The following is a 16,238-nucleotide window of genomic DNA, read 5'->3' on the forward strand; positions in this document are numbered from 1 at the left end:
CGGCTGTGTGCCGTTCTCTTCCGGTTTGCGTCGCGTCGACGTTCCGGTCAGGTGACCTGCTCGTCCGCGTCGGCCGGCGCACCGCCGGCCCCCTGCGCCCCGCCGAGCAGGCGCGCGGCATCGGTACGGCCGCGTCGGGTGCCGCTCTGGTAGGAGCTCATCATCCGGCGCACCTGCTCCGGTGCACGCGCCGTGTCGTCGTCGTCGGCGGCGTCGTCGTCCGCCTCGGTCTGGTCGTGTCGCAGTTCCGGCGCGAGGCTGGCCTGGCGTACCCGGACCGGCAGCCCGGCGTCGGTCACCGGCGACGACTCCGGCTCAGCCGCCGCAGAGGGAGCCGGCGCGGCGGCCGGACGGCGTTCCACCACCGCAAGCTCCGTGGTCGGGCCCGCCACCGCCGGCTGCCGCTTGCGGGTACGGGCGGGCAGCCCGGACGGGGTCAGCCGGGGCGCCTGCGTCGCCGGCTCCGGCACGGGCGGGGCCGGCTCGGCCGGGTCGTCCGGTTCGGCGCCACCGTCGGCGCCGGACGCGGTGGCCGGTTCGGCACCGGCGTCGGCCGGTGTGCTCTGGGTGGCGGGCACGGCCGGCTCAGCGGCGGGAGGGCCGTCGAAACCACCGGCGCCGTCGGCGGTGGTGATCAGTTCGCGCGGGATCAGCACCACGGCTGTGGTCCCGCCGTACGCGGATTCCTTGAGCTGCACCTTGACGCCGTGCCGCTCGGTGAGCCGGCTGACCACGAACAGGCCGAGCCGGGCGGCGTCGGCCAGGTTCAGCTCGGACCGGTCGACGATGCGCGCGTTGGCGGCGGCCATCTCGTCGTGGCTCATGCCGAGGCCCCGGTCCTCGATCTCGATGGCGAAGCCGTTCGCGACGAGCTGACCGCGGACCTCCACGGTGGTCTGCGGCGGGGAGAAGGAGAGCCCGTTCTCGATCAGCTCGGCCAGCAGGTGGATGACGTCGCCGACGGCGCGGCCGGTCAGCGACACCTCGCCGAGCGGACGCACTGTCACCCGGGTGTAGTCCTCGACCTCGGCGACCGCGCCGCGGACCACGTCGACCATCGGCACGTTGCGACGCCAGGCCCGGCCGGGCGTCGAGCCGGAGAGCACGATCAGGTTCTCGGCGTTGCGCCGCATCCGGGTGGCCAGGTGGTCGACCCGGAACAGGTCCTCCAGCTCCTCGGCGTCGTGTTCCCGGCGTTCCATCGCGTCCAGCAGCGTGAGCTGCCGGTGCACGAGCGCCTGGGTGCGCCGGGCCAGGCTGAGGAAGACGTCGCGTACGCTGCGGCGCAGCTCGGCCTGCTCGACGGCGGTGCGGACGGCGGTCTCCTGCACGACGTTGAACGCCTTGCCCACCTGGCCGATCTCGTCGTCGCCGAACTGCAACGGTGGCGCCTCGCGGGCGACGTCCACCTCCTCGCCGCGGCCCAGCCGCTCCACCACGCTCGGCAGCCGCTCGTGCGCCAGGTTGAAGGCCGCCTCCCGCAGCCGTTCGAGCTGCCGCACCAGCGCCCGCGCCGTGGTGATCGAGACGACCACGGAGGCGATGACGGCGAGCAGGCCGAGACCGGCGGCGAGCACCAGCCGCACGATGACGCCGATCGCGACCGGCATGGCGCGGGCCACGATGTCCTCACCGCCGGCCAGGATCACCCCGCGCAGGTCGGCCATCGCCTGCTCGGCGGCGGCCTGCCACGCCGCGGCGGTCACCGGCGGGCGCACGTCGGCGCCCTTGGCCGCGAGGACCCGGTCCTGCAGTGTCCGCAGCTGCTGGAACGCGTCGCCCTCGACCATCCGGTCGAAGCGTGCGCGGTCGGTCGGGGCGAGGTCGCGGGCGGTGCGGTCGGCGAGGAACCACTGCGCGCCGACCAGGCGGGCGAACGCGGTCTGCTCGGCCACGGTGATCCGGTTGGCCGCGATCGCGCCGGTGATCAGCGCGTCCTGTTGGGACAGCAGTTCCCGGGACCGGTTGAGGTCGATGAGCGCGGCGGTGTCCTTGGCGATCTCGTCGTCGTCGAGACCACCGAGCGCGTCGAAGACGGCGAAGATCGCGTCGACCGCCTCGTCGTACGCGGTGAGCGTGGCCGTCCGGTCGATGGTCTTGCGGCTCACGTCGGCGCGTACCTGGCCGATCTGGTCCAGCTCGGTCTTCAGCTCACCGAGCCGCTGCATCAGCTCCTCGCTGGCTGGGACCTCGGTGCGCCAGTCCTGCACCGAGCGCCACAGCGCGGTGGCGGTCTCGTCGGTACGCGCGCGCTGGGCGTCCAGCTCCCGCAGCCGGCCCGGGTCGGACTCGCCCAGGTAGCGCAGCGACAGCCGCCGCTCGGCCTGCAGTTCCTGCAGCAGCGGGTCGCTCGGCTCGAAGACGCGCGCGTTGAGCGCCTGCACGCCGAGCAGGTTGAACCCGTCCCGCACGGTCACCCACGCGGCGAACGCCCACAGCGCGATCAGCGACGCCAGCAGCGCGATGATCTTCGTACGGAGATTCGTACTGCGGGAACCCATCACACCGTCCTGGCCCGGTCTACGGTCGGTCCGAAATCCGATCGACTCCGGCGCACGCTAGCAGCCGTCGTGAACTCCATTCAAGCGATCCTGATCATGGTGGTCCGGCCTCGACGGCGCGACCGGAGGCCGCCAGCACCGCCGCGCGCACGATCTGCGTCGGACGGTAGAGATCCTTGTCGTGCCATAGTGCCGGTTCGTCGTCGCATCCGTCCAGCTCGGACAGTCGACGTCGGCCGCGGGCGAGCGCCACGGCGATCCGCGCGTCCCCGGAACGGCCCGCGCCGGCCAGGGCGAGCACCGCGTACGCGGTCTCCTCGGCGGTGCCGTGCCATCGTCCCCAGGAGCCGTCCGGGCGCTGCGTGTCCAGCAGCCAGGCGACGCCCCGCTCGACGGCGGCACGCGCCGTGCCGTCGGGCGCGTGGTCGGCCAGCGCCAGCAGCACCGCGTAGGTGGCGTAGTAGGCCGAGGCGTGCCAGCGGTCCTCCCACCGCCCGTCCGGCTCCTGCCGTTCGAGCAGCCACGCGGTGACCCGGCGGCGCGCGCCGGTGACTCCGGGTCCGCTCGGCTGCTCGCCGAGCGCGTCGAGCACGTGCGCGTTGGTGGTCAGCGACGCGCCGTCCTCCCCCGGCCAGGTGCAGAAGTGCCGCCCGGTGTCGAACCCGGCCAGCGGCCCGACGCCCGGCGCGCGGCCCAGCCGGGCCAGCGCGTAGAGCGCGACCGCCGTGGTGTCCGCGTCGGCGGGCAGGCCGGGCGCGGTGGCCGCGCCGGACGGGCCGACGGCGGCGCGCAGCTCGGTGAGCACCGGCTCGGGCGCGCCGACCGGCACACCGGCCCGGACCAGGATGCCGAGCACCCAGGCGCGCTCGAAGACGGTGATCGGGCTGGCGCAGGGCACCGGGCCGGGCCGGGCCACCGCGCGCAGGTAGTCCAGCGCCGCTCCGGGCTCCGGCCGGCCCAGCCAGGCGGCCGTGGCGGCCGGGGAGGCGCCCACCGCGCCGCTGGCCGAGGGACGCACTCCGGACGCCCGGTACGCCAGCTCACCGGCGACCTCCAGCGCGTGCGCCAGCTTCTCCGGCACAGCCCGCCCGGCGGCCAGCAGCCCGCGTACCCGGGTCAGCCGGGCCGGGTCGAGACCGGCCGGCAGCGGCAGGCGGGGCCGGCCGGCCCACTCGGCCAGCCCGGGTGGTGGCCCGGCCGGTCCGGCGAGGTGCCGGTCCACGGCTGTGAGCAGCGCCGGCACGATCAGGTCGGTGGCCGGGAGGTCGGGCGGGGCGCCGCCGTGCAGCGCGCCGGCCAGGAACGCCAGGCCCCGGTGCGCCGCGGCGGCCGGCGCGGCGGCGGGGCCGTCGCGGCGCAGCACTGTCAGCAGCGCCTCGACCGCGCTCAGCGTCGGCACCAGCGCGTAGCCACCGGCGCCGCCCCAGCCGCCGTCCGGCCGCTGCCGGCCCAGCAGCCAGGCCAGGCGCCGGTCGTGGCCGTCCAGCCAGGGCGCGAGCGCGACCAGCCGGGCGCTCTCGTAGATCGACGGCGACGTCTGCCCGGACGGCTCACCGGTGAGCGCGGCGACCAGGTCACGCGCGGGCGCGGGCCGGGTGGCCGGGCCGGCGGTGAGCGTCACCGCACGCCCCAGAAGTCGGTGCTCCGGTAGAAGCCGGTGGTGAAGCCGAGCTGCCGGGACAGGAAGTCGGCTTCCCGGGGCGCCTCGCCGGCCAGCTTCGCCAGCAGGACGCGGCAGTGGTCGACCTGCTCGGCGAACCGCCGCTCGACAGCCGCCGGGTCGTCCACCAGCAGCAGCGCGTTGAGGTCGCCGGACTCGGCGTCCCGGCGGTGGGTGCCGAGGTCGTTCACCAGCCGCAGGGCCCGCTGCACCTCGTCGCTCACCGGAACGACCAGATCCATCGCCTCGGCGGTGGACACCGATCCGGTGTGGATCCAGTGCGCCACGTTCACCACCGTCGCGGCGAGGTTGTCGGCGTTCGCGAGGTAGTCGGCGAGCGTGGGACGGCCGGCGCGCCGCCAGTCCCACTCGCGGGCCATCGCGTCGAGCGTGCGTTCCATCGCGGCACGCCAGTGGCCGCGCAGCGCCGGGTAGCCGGGCGCGGCCGCGACGTCGTCGCGCAACTCGGCCAGGAACCGGCCCAGCGGGTCGTCGGCGCCGGCGCCGTCGAGCACGTCCAGGCAGGTACGGGTGACCCGGTCGACAGCCGCCCGGCTGGTCGCCTGGTGGTCGACCAGCCAGTCCACGGCGAAGCCCCAGAGCACCGCGCGGTTGGTCACGGCCAGCTCGGCGGCGCTGTGCCAGGGGGCGCTGAACGCCATCGCCTGCGCGATGCTGCTGAACAGCGTCGCGTCGAACGGGTCCGCGGGGAACAGCTCGGGGTGCGCGGCGGCGGCCTTGCGCAGGCCGCGCTGGCCCTGCGCGGCGAGCGCGCAGACCCGGCCCTGCTCCGCCGCGGCGGCCAGCGGATCCGGTGTCGGCCCGTCGGTCATGCCCGCTCCGCCCGCCCGGCCGCGACGAGCGTCAGCTCCACCCGCTCGCGCGGCCGCAGCGCCGCGGCCAGCCGCAACCCGGGTACGCCAGGGCGGTGCAGCCGGAACCGGTAGCGGCTGAGCATGGTGGCGAGGATGAGCTGCGCCTCCAGGTAGAAGAGGTACATGCCGAGGCACTGGTGCGGCCCGCCGCCGAACGGGAAGTGGGCGTACCGGTGCCGGGCCCGGACCCGCTCGGGCCGGAACCGTTCGGGGTCGAACTCGTCCGGGCGGTCCCAGAACTGCCGCATCCGCTGGGTGATCAGCGGGCTGACCGCCATCGTGGCGCCGGGCTCGATCGGCACGCCGTCGATGACGTCCCCGGCGACCGCGCGGCGCGGGATGATCCATCCGATCGGGTAGAGCCGCAGCAGCTCGTCCAGCACCATCCGGGTGTACGTGAGCCGGCTCAGGTGCTCGCGGCGTACCGGCTCGTCGCCGACCACCTCGTCGATCTCGGCGTAGAGCCGCTCGGCCACCTCGGGGTGCTCGTCCAGGTGCGGCCAGGCCCAGGTCAGGACGTTGATGGTGGTCTCGGTGGTGGCGGCGAACATGGCCACTGTGTCGTTGCGGACCTGCCGCTCGTCGAGCTGCCGCCCGTCGTCGGTGCGGGCCTGCCAGAGCGTCGAGATGACGTCGTCACCCTGGTCGGCGGACTCGCGGGTCTCGCGGACGATCGGCACCAGCACGTCGTCCACGACGCGTACGGCGCGGGCGAACGTCCGGTCCCCCGGCATCGGCAGGGACAGCGGCGCGAACGGCACGATGATGCGCGGGATGACGGCGGTGGCGATCCGGTCCTGCGCCTCGATCACGCGCATCGCGTCCGGCACCGAGATCCGGTCGGCGAAGAGCACCTTCATGATCGCCCGGCTGACGATGCGCGCCTGCTCCACGCCGATGTCGACCGGGCGCCCGGCGCGGGCCGGCTCGTCCAGCTCGTCGACCGCGTCGCGGATCGCGTCGGCCATGCCGTCGACGAGCGCCTCCACCCGCTTGGCGGTGAACATCGGCTGGAGCATGCGGCGGCTGGCCGACCAGATCTGCCCCTCGCCGAGGATGCCCTCGCCGAACAGTCGCTTCACCGGGCGCCAGAACAGCCCGTCACCGGCCCGTTCGTAGTTGTCCGCCCGGTCGCGCAGCACGTGCTGCACGTGCCTGGGGTGGGTGACCAGGTACGGCCGGAACGAACCGAGGTTGAGCCGGACCAGCTCGCCGTCGGTACGGTTACCGATGTCGATGAGCGCCCGGGCGGGATCGCGGAGCGCCGCCGGCAGGATCTTCCGCAGCGGCACGGTTCGGGGTCGGCCGGTAGGCCCCGGTGTGTCCGTCGGTTCGGGCACCTGAACGCTCCCTCGGTTGACTCAGGGTCGCGACTCCGTATCGAGCCGTAATGTTGCCCGCGAGCATGCCATCCTGAGCCGCAGATCAAAAGGCAGGTCGGAGGATATTTCACGTAACAACAATCTCTTTGTCGAGAATGGAGACGGTGGGATGTGCGTCACTCGCGTACACAGTGGTGGTTGCGGAGCGCGAGCGACGCTCACCTACCGCGGACGCCGGCAGAACGCGGGCGCGGACCCGTCCGCTGTGCCAAGCTTCGGGCATGGACGACAAGACCATCCTGAGCCGGATCTCGGAACTCGTCGACGAGGAGCACCGGCTGCGGGCCGACGCGCAGCAGCACGAGTCCGGCACCGACGACGAGGCCCGGGAGCGGCTGCGGGCCCTGGAGGAGTCCCTGGACCAGTGCTGGGACCTGCTGCGCCGTCGCCGTGCCGCGCGCCAGGCGCACGGCGACCCGGACGCCCAGGGCGAGCGCCCGGTGCCGGAGGTCGAGCGCTACCTGCAATGACCCGCACGGGTGGGTGTCCCGGGCGGCTCGACCGCCCGGGACACCCACCCCGTCAGCGGATCCCCGCCTCCCGCAGCAGCGCCTCGGTGAGCGCCTCCGGGTCGGTGACGGTGGCGGGCATCCCGCGGGCCGCGAACCAGGCGGCCACCACCCGCACGTCCCGGGCCAGGAACTCGCCGCCCTGCGGGTTGGCCACCACGTCGACCACCTGCGGCAGGTCGATCATCACCAGCCGGCCCGCGTGCACCAGCAGGTTGTACGGGGACAGGTCGCCGTGGGCGTACCCGGCCCGGGCCAGCACGGTCAGCGCCTCGACCAGCTGATCCCACAGATCGCGCAGCTCGGCGGCGTCGGGGCGGACCTGCGCCAGCCGCGGCGCGGCCTCCCCCGCCCCGGCGTCGCCGACGAACTCCAGCATCAGCTCGGTGCCGAGCAGCTGCACCGGATAGGGCACGGCGATCCGCCCGGAGGCGGCGCCGATCTCCCAGAGCTGGGACAGCGCGGCGAACTCGGCCGCCGCCCACTGCCCGGCGATCATCTGCCGGCCGAACGCGGTACGGCCGGTCATCGCCCGCATCTCCCGCGACCGGCGCACCCGGCGGCCCTCCAGGTAACCGGCGTCGCGGTGGAAGAGCCGGTGCTGGGCGTCGCGGTACCGCTTGACCGCCAGCAGGCAGGAGCGGTCGGTGTCCGGCACGGCGCGGCGGACCAGGTGGACGTCCGCCTCCTTGCCGGTCTTGAGCACCCCGAGCTCGGTGTCCCGGGCGGCCAGTTCGGTGACCAGCCAGTCCGGGTAGGGCTCCGGGCCGTGGACAGCCCGGTCCCAGGAGGACCAGCTGTCCTCCGCGTCGGGCTCGGCGTCCGGGTCGGTGAGGGTCGGCGTGGGCCGCCCCCGCTTCAGGAAGTCGGGTTCGTCGTCGTCGAAGCGGCTCTTGCCGCGGCCACGGCGCTGCGGCGCCGGGAAGTCGTTGTCGCGCACAGGTGGATCTGTCCTTCGATCGAGGCTGGTGGAGGCAGGTGGAACGACCCTGCGAAGACGGCCATGACCGACCTCCTCTCCTCGACCGGGCATCACCCGGCTGCGCACTCGCGCGGCACCATGCTCGTCCGCGGTCCGGTGCGGGTCAACGGATTTTCCGCCGGTGTGCGGCCTGCCCGTCGGGCCGCCGTGCGGCCCGCCCTCCGTGCCGCCGGGCGGCCTGTCGATCGGCCGCCGGGTCAGCCGGCCAGCACGGCCGCGACGGCCGCGATCAGCCCGTCCTCGATCCGGGTCGGCGCGAACCGGGGGTCCGACCAGCGGCGTCCCCGATGCAGCCAGACGCTGGGCAGGCCCACTGCTGTCGCGCCGCCGATGTCCGCCTCCGGGCTGTCACCGACCACCCACGCGCCGCGCAACGGCATCCGGGCCCGCTGGGCGGCGAGCGCGAAGATCCTCGGGTTCGGCTTGCTGACGCCGGCCTCCTCCGAGATCACCCAGTCGGCGACGTAGCGGTCCAGGCCGGTCTTGCGGATCTTGGCGTCCTGTTGACGGGTCGCGCCGTTGGTGACCACCACCGGCACCCAGCCGGCGTCGGCGGCGATCCGCAGCGCGCAGGCCACCAGCGGATCGAGCCGCATGTGCGCCACCACGCCGTCGTGCAGCTCGTCGACCAGGTCGATCGAGGGGATGCGCAGCGCGTACCGGTCGCGGATCGCGTCCGCCACGTCCCACCGGTTGGTCAGCCCGTCGGCGTCCACGGACACCAGCCAGTCGAGGTCGACGGGCGGCGCGCCGATGCCCGCCAGGAAGCGTTCTCCCCAGACACGGAACGGCCCGTCGCGGTCCAGCAGGGTGTTGTCCAGATCGAGCAGGAGCAACGGCACTTGGGCACCCTACGGGAACGCTCGGAGCACCGACAGGGCCCCGGGGGCCGCCACGGTCAGGCGACGAGCGCGGCGCGGGCGGCCCCGGCGTCCACCGGCCGGTCGAGCAGCATGGTGTGCGCCGCGCGGGTGGCCGCCAGCGCCTCCGGGTCCAGCGTCGCCACCAGCACGTCCTCGCCGGTGTCGGCGCCCCGCGCCAGCGGCCGGCCCTCCGGGTCGTACACCGCCGCGCCGCCGTTGAACCGCCAGGGATCCGCGCCGCCGACCGCGTTGGCGAACACGACGTACATCGTGTTGTCCAGCGCCCGGGCGGCGTAGTAGAGGTCGCGGCGGTGCGCCGAGCCGGCCAGGTAGCCGCTCGGGCAGAGATACCCGTGCGCGCCGTCGCCAGCCGCGGCCCGCGCGTGCTCCGGGAAGCAGCCGTCATAGCAGACGCCCAGGCCAAGCCGCCACGTGTCGACTTCGAGCGTGGCGCCCCGGCGGCCGGCGTCGAACAGCTCGCGCTCGCCGCTCCAGAGCTGCTGCTTGTCGTACGCGGCGGTGACCGTGCCGGCCGGGTCCACGACGAGCGAGGAGATCGTGCGCCGCCGGTCGGGGTGGCGGACGGCGGCGCCGATCACCACGGCGGTGCCCGCGTCGGCGGCTGCGGTACGCAGCGGGTCCAGCCGGGGGTCGGCGACCCGGCCGTCGGCGTCGGCGGCCACGTCGGTGCCCTCCGGGTCGGCGCCCAGCGTCGGCGGGTGGTACGCCGGCAGGAACAGCTCGGGCAGCACCACGACCCGGGCGCCCTCGGCCCGGGCGACGAGGCGGGCGGCGGCGCGGGCGTTGCCGGCGACGTCACCGGGCACCGGCTGAGCCTGGACGGCGGCCACTGTCAGCGAATCACTGGGGAGGGGGGTCACCCGCCGATCCTAACCACCGGACACGGCCGGATGATCATCCGGAATCGGATCTCAAGCCGTACGTACGGTTTGCATCACGCGGTTCCACCTGCGACGATCCGTTCGTGCCCAGAGTAAGTCAGGACCAGCTCGACGCGCGCCGGCAGGAGATTCTCGCGGCGGCGCGGGCGTGTTTCGCCCGGCACGGCTACGAGGGCGCCACAGTGCGGCGGCTGGAGGAGGCCACCGGCCTGTCCCGTGGCGCGATCTTCCACCACTTCCGGGACAAGGACTCCCTGTTCCTGGCCGTCGCCGAGGACGACGCCGCCGCCATGGTGGAGACGGTCGCCCGCAACGGCCTGGTGCAGGTCATGCGCGACCTGCTGGCCCGGGCGGTCTCGCCGGACACCACCGGCTGGCTCGGCAGCCAGCTGGAGGTCTCGCGCCGGCTGCGTACCGACCCGGCCTTCGCCAAGCGCTGGGCGGAGCGTTCCGAAGCCATCGCCGCGGCGACCCGGGAACGTCTGGTGCGGCAACGCGAGGCCGGCGTGCTGCGCGACGACGTCCCGATCGACGTGCTGGCCCAGTTCCTGGAGCTGGCCTACGACGGGCTGGTGCTGCACCTGGCGATGGGCCGCCCGGCCGGTGACCTGGCCCGGGTGCTCGACCTGGTCGAGGAGGCCGTGCGCCGGCACTGAGCCGCGCCGGTCTCGGTCCGGTAACTGCGCCGCTCCAGGAGATCGACTCTGGCGCGCCTGCTCCACAATGAGCCGCGACCCCTCCGCGCGACAGGAGCAGCCGATGAGCCTCCCCTCGGACGACACCTGGGGCATCCCCGGCCCCACCTTCCTGCGCTGGTACCTGCTGGTCGCCGTCGTCCTGGTGGTCGGCGCGATCGTGTACCGGCGTCGCATGCTGGCCGGCACGCCGGTGACCGACCACGGCGCGCTGGGGCCGCAGCAGGTCGCGTACCTCAACGGCGGCGACCAGCTCGCCGTCTGGGCCGCGCTCGGCGCGCTGCGCCACGCCGGCGCGGTCGGCGTACGACCCGACCGGCGGCTCACCACCGGCGGTCCGCTGCCGGCCGGGGCCACCCCGCTGGACCAGGCGGTCCACCACGCGGCGAGCCGCGGCCTGCGTACCCGGGACCTGGCCGCCGACGAATGGGTGCGGCGGGCGATCGACGAGCTGCGCGACGGTCTGGTCCGCCGGGGCCTGGCACTGGACCAGGAGCGACGCCGGACGCTGCGGCGTGGCGCGCTGCTGATCGGCTTCCTGCTGGTGATCGGCATCGCCCGCGCCGTCTTCGGGCTGCTCAACGGGCGGCCCACCGGCTGGCTCCTGCTCAGCCTGGTCGCGCTCGGCATCGCGTTCATGCTGCTCAACCGGGTGCCCTGGCGTACCCGGGCGGCGAGCGCCGCGCTCGACGACATGCGCCGCCGGCACGCCTGGCTGCGGCCGGCCGCCTCCCCCGCGTACGCCACGTACGGCGCGACGGATGTGGCGCTGGGCGTGGCGCTGTTCGGCACCGCCACACTCTGGACCATGGACCCGGGCTTCGCCGAGCAGGCCGAGATCCAGCGGCAGGCGATGGGCAACGCCGGCGGCGCCAGCTCCGGCACCTCCTGTGGAGGCGGCGCCTCCACGTGCGGCGGTGGCAGCTCCTGCGGCGGAGGCGGTGGCTGCGGCGGAGGCGGGTGCGGCGGATGACCGGCCCGGCCGGCGTCGGCATCGGCTGGCGCCCCGAGATCGCCGGTTTCGTGGCCGGGCTGCCCGGGCTGCGGTTCGTCGAGGTGGTCGCGGAGACGGTCACCCCGGCCGGTCCGCTGCCGGACGGGCTCGCCGAGCTGCGCGCACGCGGCGTCGACGTCGTACCCCACGGGGTGCGGCTGTCCCTCGGCGGCGCGGAACCGGTCGACCCGACGCGGGTGACACACCTGGCCGGGGTGGCCGCGGCGCTGGACGCGCCGCTGGTCAGCGAGCACATCGCGTTCGTGCGGGCCGGTGGTCTGGAGGCCGGTCACCTGCTGCCGCTGCCGCGCAGCCGCGAGGCGGTGGCCGCCGTGGTGGCGAACGTGCGGCGGACGCAGGCGGAGCTGCCGGTGCCGCTGGCCCTGGAGCCGATCGCCGCGCTCTTCGACTGGCCCGACGACGAGCTGGACGAGGCGGACTTCCTCACCGAGATCCTCGACGCCACCGGCGCGCTGCTGCTGCTCGACGTCGCGAACGTGCACGCCAACGCCCGCAACCGGGGCGACGACCCGACAGCGCTGCTGGACCGGCTGCCGCTGGAACGCATCGCCTACGCGCACGTGGCGGGCGGCGCCGAACACGGCGGCTTCTACCACGACACGCACACCGATCCGGTGCCTCCCGCCGTGCTCGACCTGGTCAGCGAGTTGTGTCAGCGGCGCCGGCCGCCCGCGTTGCTGCTGGAACGCGACGGGCACTACCCGCCCGCCGCCGAGCTGCGCGCGGAACTGGACGCGCTCGCCGTCGCCTCCGGCCACCCGGTGGTCACGTGAGCGGCGACCTGGCGGCCCGGCAGGCCGAGCTGGTCGCCGCGCTCGTCGCCGGTGGACCGCTGCCGCCCGGCTTCGCCCCCGCGCCGGTCGAGGCGGCCCGCCGGGCGCTGCTGCGCAAACGCTCCGGCGACGTGGCCCGGCACTGGCCGCTGCTCGCCGCCGGTCTCGGCGCGGACTGGCCTGCGACGTTCACCGCGTGGGCGGACGGACGGCCCACGAACGGCTCCCTGCGTGACGGCTGGGACCTGGCACGAAAGCTGCGCGACCAGGGCACGCTGCCGCCGCTGGGCGCGGAGGAGCTGGCCGCGCGTGAGGCCGCGAGCCGCTACGACGGCCACCGCCCGCCCCGGCCCCGCCGAATGCCGGCCGTCGCCCGGGCCGGCGGCGCCGTCGCGGCCCAGTTCGCCGGCCGGGTACGCCTGTTGCGGCCCGCCCCGCGCTGACACGCGCCCTGCGGTACGGCAGGATCGGGCGTATGGATCTCGGACTCGCCGACCGGGTGTACGTGCTGACCGGCGCCTCCGGCGGCCTCGGCTTCGCCACCGCCGAACAACTCGTCGCCGACGGCGCCCGGGTGGTCATCGCCGCGCGCGCCCCGGAACGGGTGGCCGCCGCGATCGAGGCGCTCGGTGACCCGCAGCGGGCGATCGGGCTCACCGCCGACCTCGCCGACCCCGGCACCCCGGACCGCCTCGTCGCCGCCGCCCGCGAACACTTCGGCCGGCTCGACGGCGCGCTGATCTCGGTCGGCGGCCCGCCGCCCGGCACCGCGGCCTCGGTCACCGACGAGCAGTGGCGCGAGTCGTTCGAGACCGTCTTCCTCGGCAGCGTCCGGCTCGCCCGCACGGTGGCCGGGGCGCTCACCGACGGCGGCGCGATCGGGCTGGTGCTGTCCACCTCGGTACGCGGACCGCTGCCCGGGCTCGGCATCTCCAACGGCCTGCGGCCCGGCCTGGCCGGCGTGGCGAAGGACATGGCCGACGAGTTCGGCCCGCGCGGCGTACGCGTGGTCAGCCTGTTGCCGGGACGGATCATGACTGACCGCAACCGGGAGCTGCTGGCCGGCTCCGGCGACCCCGAGCGGGCCCGCGCCCAGGCCGAGGCCGCGATCCCGCTGGGGCGCATCGGCGACCCGGCGGAGTTCGGCCGGGTGGCGGCGTTCCTGCTCTCCCCCGCCGCCGGGTACGTCACCGGGGTGACCGTCCCGGTCGACGGCGGCGCGTTGCGCGGGCTGTGACAGTGGCTGCTGTGGCCGGGCTTCCTTCGGCGGCTGCGGTGCACCGGGGGCGGATGGCCGCGCTCGCGGCGGGCCTGGTGCCCGGGGCGGTGGGCCGGTGAGCGATCGACGGCGCCCGGGCGGTGGCCGGCCCGAGACCGCGCCCGGTCCGGGCACACCCGCCCGGCGGCACCCGCGCCCCAGCCGCGAGCAGCTCGCGGCGGCGGCCGACCGGCTGCTGCCGGACGTGATCGCGCCCGGCCTGGACGTGCTCTTCGTCGGCATCAACCCGGGTCTGTGGTCGGCGGCCACGGGCTGGCACTTCGCCCGTCCGGGCAACCGGTTCTGGCCCGCCCTGCACCGGGGCGGCTTCACCCCGCGTCTGCTGCACCCCAGCGAGCAGGACACGCTGCCCGCGCTCGGCCTCGGCATCACCAACATGGTGGCCCGTGCCAGTGCCCGCGCCGACGAGCTGACCGCCACGGAACTTGTCGACGGCGCCGCCACGCTCACCGCGAAGGTCGAGCGGTACCGGCCACGCTGGGTGGCGGTGGTCGGCGTGACCGCGTACCGGATCGGGTTCACCCGGCCGAAGGCCGGATTCGGGCCGCAGCCCGAGACGCTCGGGCCGGCCCGGCTGTGGGTGCTGCCCAACCCGAGCGGCCTGAACGCCCACTTCACCCCGGAGACGCTCGGCGCCGCGTTCGCCGAGCTGCGCGCGGCGGTCGTCGCGGGTTAGGGCTGCGATCGTCGCGGGTTGGGGCTCCGGTCGTCGCGGGCTAGGGCACCGGTCGTCCGGGGCGCCTCGGCCCGGGCGCCGGTCCGCCCGGCCTCGCGGGGGCGCTAGTTGGCCGCCGCCGGGGGCAGGGCCTCGTGGGCGACGTAGGTGCCCATCGGCACCGTGGTGACCACCGGCTCGGGCTGCTCCGCCTCGGCGTGGGGCGTCGGCGAGTCGGTGACCGCGAACTGGGTGCGGTACAGCTCGGCGTACAGGCCGCCGACGGCCACCAGCTCGTCGTGCCGGCCGCGTTCCACGATCCGGCCCTCGTCGAGCACGAGGATCTGATCGGCGTCGCGCACTGTGGAAAGCCGGTGCGCGATCACCAGCGCGGTACGCCCGGTCAGCGCCACCGACAGCGCCCGCTGCACCGCCGCCTCGCTCTCCGAGTCCAGGTGTGCGGTGGCCTCGTCCAGGATCACGATCGACGGGGCTTTGAGCAGCAGCCGGGCGATGGCGATGCGCTGCTTCTCGCCGCCGGAGAAGCGGTAGCCACGCTCGCCGACTGTCGTGTCGAGCCCGTCCGGCAGCGCCCGGACCAGGTCGGCCACCTGCGCGCCGGCCAGGGCGGCCCAGATCTCGTCGTCGGTGGCGTCGGGCTTGGCGTAGCGCAGGTTCTCCCGGATGGTCTCGTGGAACAGGTGCGAGTCCTGGGTGACCACGCCGATCTCGTCGCGCAGCGAGGCGAGCGTGGCGTCCCGCACGTCGACGCCACCGACAAGCACCTGGCCCTCGCTGACGTCGTAGATCCGGGAGATCAGCATGGACAGCGTCGACTTGCCGGCGCCGGAGGGGCCGACGAGGGCCACCATCTGCCCGGGCTCGACGGCGAACGAGACGCCCTTGAGCACCGGCTCGTTCACCGTACGGTCGAGGGTCGAGACCTCCTCCAGCGACGCGAGTGACACCTCGGCGGCGCTCGGGTAGCGGAAGCGCACGTCGCGGAACTCGACGCGGCCGCTGCGGCGCGGCACCGGCACCGCGTCGGGCTTCTCGGTGATGGACGGGCGCAGGTCGAGCACCTCGAAGACGCGGTCGAACGAGACGAGCGCGCTCATCACGTCGACCCGGACGTTGGAGAGCGCGGTGAGCGGACCGTAGAGGCGGGTCAGCAGCAGCGCCAGCTTGACGACGGTGCCGGCGCTGACAGCCCCGGTCACCGCCAGCCAGCCGCCGACCCCGTAGGTGAGCGCCTGGGCCAGCGACGCGACGAGCAGCATCGCCACGAAGAACGTCCGCGAGTACATCGCGGACTGGATGCCGATGTCGCGCACCCGCTCGGCCCGGCGGGCGAACCGGTCGGCCTCGACCTCCGGCGCGCCGAACAGCTTGACCAGCAGCGCTCCGGCCACGCCGAACCGCTCGGTCATCGTCGCGTTCATCTTGGCGTCGAGGTTGTACGACTCGCGGGTGATCTCGGCCAGCCGCCGGCCCACCCGGCGGGCCGGGATGATGAAGATCGGCAGCAGCACCAGCGCCAGCACGGTGATCTGCCAGGACAGCACGAGCATCGCGGCGGCGGTGAGCACGAGCTGGATGACGTTGCTGACCACGCCGGACAGCGTCGAGGTGAACGCCCGCTGCGCGCCGAGCACGTCGTTGTTGAGCCGGCTCACGAGCGCGCCGGTCTGCGTGCGGGTGAAGAACTGCAGCGGCATCCGCTGGACGTGGTCGTAGACCCGGGTGCGCAGGTCGAGGATGATGCCCTCGCCGATGCGGGCCGAATACCACCGCTGGACCAGGGAGAAGAGCGCGTCGGCCACGGCGAGCGCGGCGATGATCAGGGCGAGCCGGACCACTGTCGCGCGGGCGTCCGGGCCGGCCCCGGCGATCGCGTCGATGACGTCGCCGGCGAGCAGCGGGGTGGCCACGCCGATGACCGCGGCGACGATCACGGTGATCAGGAAGACGACGATGTCACGCCGGTAGGGCCGGGCGAACGCGACGATCCGCCGGGCGGTGCCGCGCTTGAGCTCGTGGGCGGAGACCTCGTCCCGGTTACGCAGCGACCGGAGCATGCTCCAGCCGCCCATGCCGCCGCCGGCCATCGGGTGGGACACGAGTCACCTCCGGGTCGTCAGGCAGCA

General features: G+C 74.8%; 15 protein-coding genes. 7 read left to right on the plus strand and 8 right to left on the minus strand.

What is annotated here, in order from left to right:
• Positions 1-47: 47 nt before the first annotated feature.
• The 4 genes from AMK25_RS28060 to AMK25_RS28075 form a co-directional block, all read right to left on the minus strand.
• The gene (locus AMK25_RS28060; protein ID WP_073831384.1) at positions 48-2,501 is read right to left on the minus strand and encodes a sensor histidine kinase; all 2,454 of its coding nucleotides are present in this window, start codon (positions 2,499-2,501) and stop codon (positions 48-50) included.
• Positions 2,502-2,595: 94 nt separating this feature from the next.
• Positions 2,596-4,122 carry a prenyltransferase/squalene oxidase repeat-containing protein gene (locus tag AMK25_RS28065; RefSeq protein ID WP_241826523.1) on the minus strand — a complete coding sequence of 509 codons (1,527 nt, stop codon included), beginning with the start codon at positions 4,120-4,122 and terminating at the stop codon, positions 2,596-2,598.
• Complete coding sequence (locus tag AMK25_RS28070; protein WP_073831385.1) at positions 4,119-4,994, minus strand: terpene synthase family protein; 876 nt, start codon at positions 4,992-4,994, stop codon at positions 4,119-4,121. The genes AMK25_RS28065 and AMK25_RS28070 overlap by 4 nt, the downstream gene beginning before the upstream one ends.
• Positions 4,991-6,328, minus strand: coding sequence for a cytochrome P450 (locus AMK25_RS28075; RefSeq protein ID WP_198937690.1), 1,338 nt, complete (start codon positions 6,326-6,328; stop codon positions 4,991-4,993). The genes AMK25_RS28070 and AMK25_RS28075 overlap by 4 nt, the downstream gene beginning before the upstream one ends.
• Positions 6,329-6,639: 311 nt before the next feature.
• Between AMK25_RS28075 and AMK25_RS28080 the strand changes: the two genes are divergently transcribed.
• Positions 6,640-6,888 (plus strand): DUF2630 family protein, encoded by a 249-nt coding sequence (locus AMK25_RS28080; RefSeq protein ID WP_030503278.1) that lies wholly within the window; start codon positions 6,640-6,642, stop codon positions 6,886-6,888.
• A gap of 52 nt (positions 6,889-6,940) precedes the next feature.
• Here AMK25_RS28080 and AMK25_RS28085 read toward each other — a convergent pair whose 3' ends face one another.
• The 3 genes from AMK25_RS28085 to AMK25_RS28095 form a co-directional block, all read right to left on the minus strand.
• A complete protein-coding gene (locus AMK25_RS28085) occupies positions 6,941-7,867 on the minus strand; it encodes a serine protein kinase RIO (protein WP_073831387.1) in 927 nt (308 codons plus the stop codon).
• A 239-nt stretch (positions 7,868-8,106) separates the two neighbouring features.
• A complete protein-coding gene (locus tag AMK25_RS28090; RefSeq protein WP_073831388.1) occupies positions 8,107-8,751 on the minus strand; it encodes an HAD family hydrolase in 645 nt (214 codons plus the stop codon).
• 56 nt (positions 8,752-8,807) lie between these two features.
• Entirely contained in the window at positions 8,808-9,653 is an 846-nt protein-coding gene (locus tag AMK25_RS28095) for a carbon-nitrogen hydrolase family protein (RefSeq protein ID WP_073831389.1), read from the minus strand.
• A 104-nt stretch (positions 9,654-9,757) separates the two neighbouring features.
• Here AMK25_RS28095 and AMK25_RS28100 point away from each other — a divergent pair, with 104 nt between their 5' ends.
• From AMK25_RS28100 to mug, 6 genes are all read left to right on the plus strand, one after another.
• Positions 9,758-10,330, plus strand: coding sequence for a TetR/AcrR family transcriptional regulator (locus tag AMK25_RS28100; RefSeq protein WP_030503274.1), 573 nt, complete (start codon positions 9,758-9,760; stop codon positions 10,328-10,330).
• A gap of 103 nt (positions 10,331-10,433) precedes the next feature.
• Positions 10,434-11,342, plus strand: a complete 909-nt coding sequence (locus AMK25_RS28105; RefSeq protein WP_073831390.1) for a TIGR04222 domain-containing membrane protein — start codon at positions 10,434-10,436, stop codon at positions 11,340-11,342.
• Complete coding sequence (locus AMK25_RS28110) at positions 11,339-12,157, plus strand: DUF692 domain-containing protein (protein WP_073831441.1); 819 nt, start codon at positions 11,339-11,341, stop codon at positions 12,155-12,157. The genes AMK25_RS28105 and AMK25_RS28110 overlap by 4 nt, the downstream gene beginning before the upstream one ends.
• Positions 12,154-12,600 carry a hypothetical protein gene (locus tag AMK25_RS28115; protein WP_073831391.1) on the plus strand — a complete coding sequence of 149 codons (447 nt, stop codon included), beginning with the start codon at positions 12,154-12,156 and terminating at the stop codon, positions 12,598-12,600. The genes AMK25_RS28110 and AMK25_RS28115 overlap by 4 nt, the downstream gene beginning before the upstream one ends.
• A gap of 32 nt (positions 12,601-12,632) precedes the next feature.
• Positions 12,633-13,394: an SDR family oxidoreductase gene (locus AMK25_RS28120; protein ID WP_073831392.1), complete on the plus strand. Its 762-nt coding sequence runs from the start codon at positions 12,633-12,635 to the stop codon at positions 13,392-13,394.
• Positions 13,395-13,491: 97 nt separating this feature from the next.
• The gene (gene mug, locus AMK25_RS28125) at positions 13,492-14,112 is read left to right on the plus strand and encodes a G/U mismatch-specific DNA glycosylase (protein WP_073831393.1); all 621 of its coding nucleotides are present in this window, start codon (positions 13,492-13,494) and stop codon (positions 14,110-14,112) included.
• 104 nt (positions 14,113-14,216) lie between these two features.
• On the opposite strand, the gene AMK25_RS28130 is transcribed toward mug, so the two are convergent.
• Positions 14,217-16,199 (minus strand): ABC transporter ATP-binding protein, encoded by a 1,983-nt coding sequence (locus AMK25_RS28130; protein WP_073831394.1) that lies wholly within the window; start codon positions 16,197-16,199, stop codon positions 14,217-14,219.
• Positions 16,200-16,238 lie beyond the last annotated feature (39 nt).

The sequence above is a fragment of the Micromonospora sp. TSRI0369 genome (genome assembly GCF_001905625.1).
Taxonomy (GTDB): Bacteria; Actinomycetota; Actinomycetes; order Mycobacteriales; family Micromonosporaceae; genus Micromonospora; species Micromonospora echinospora_A.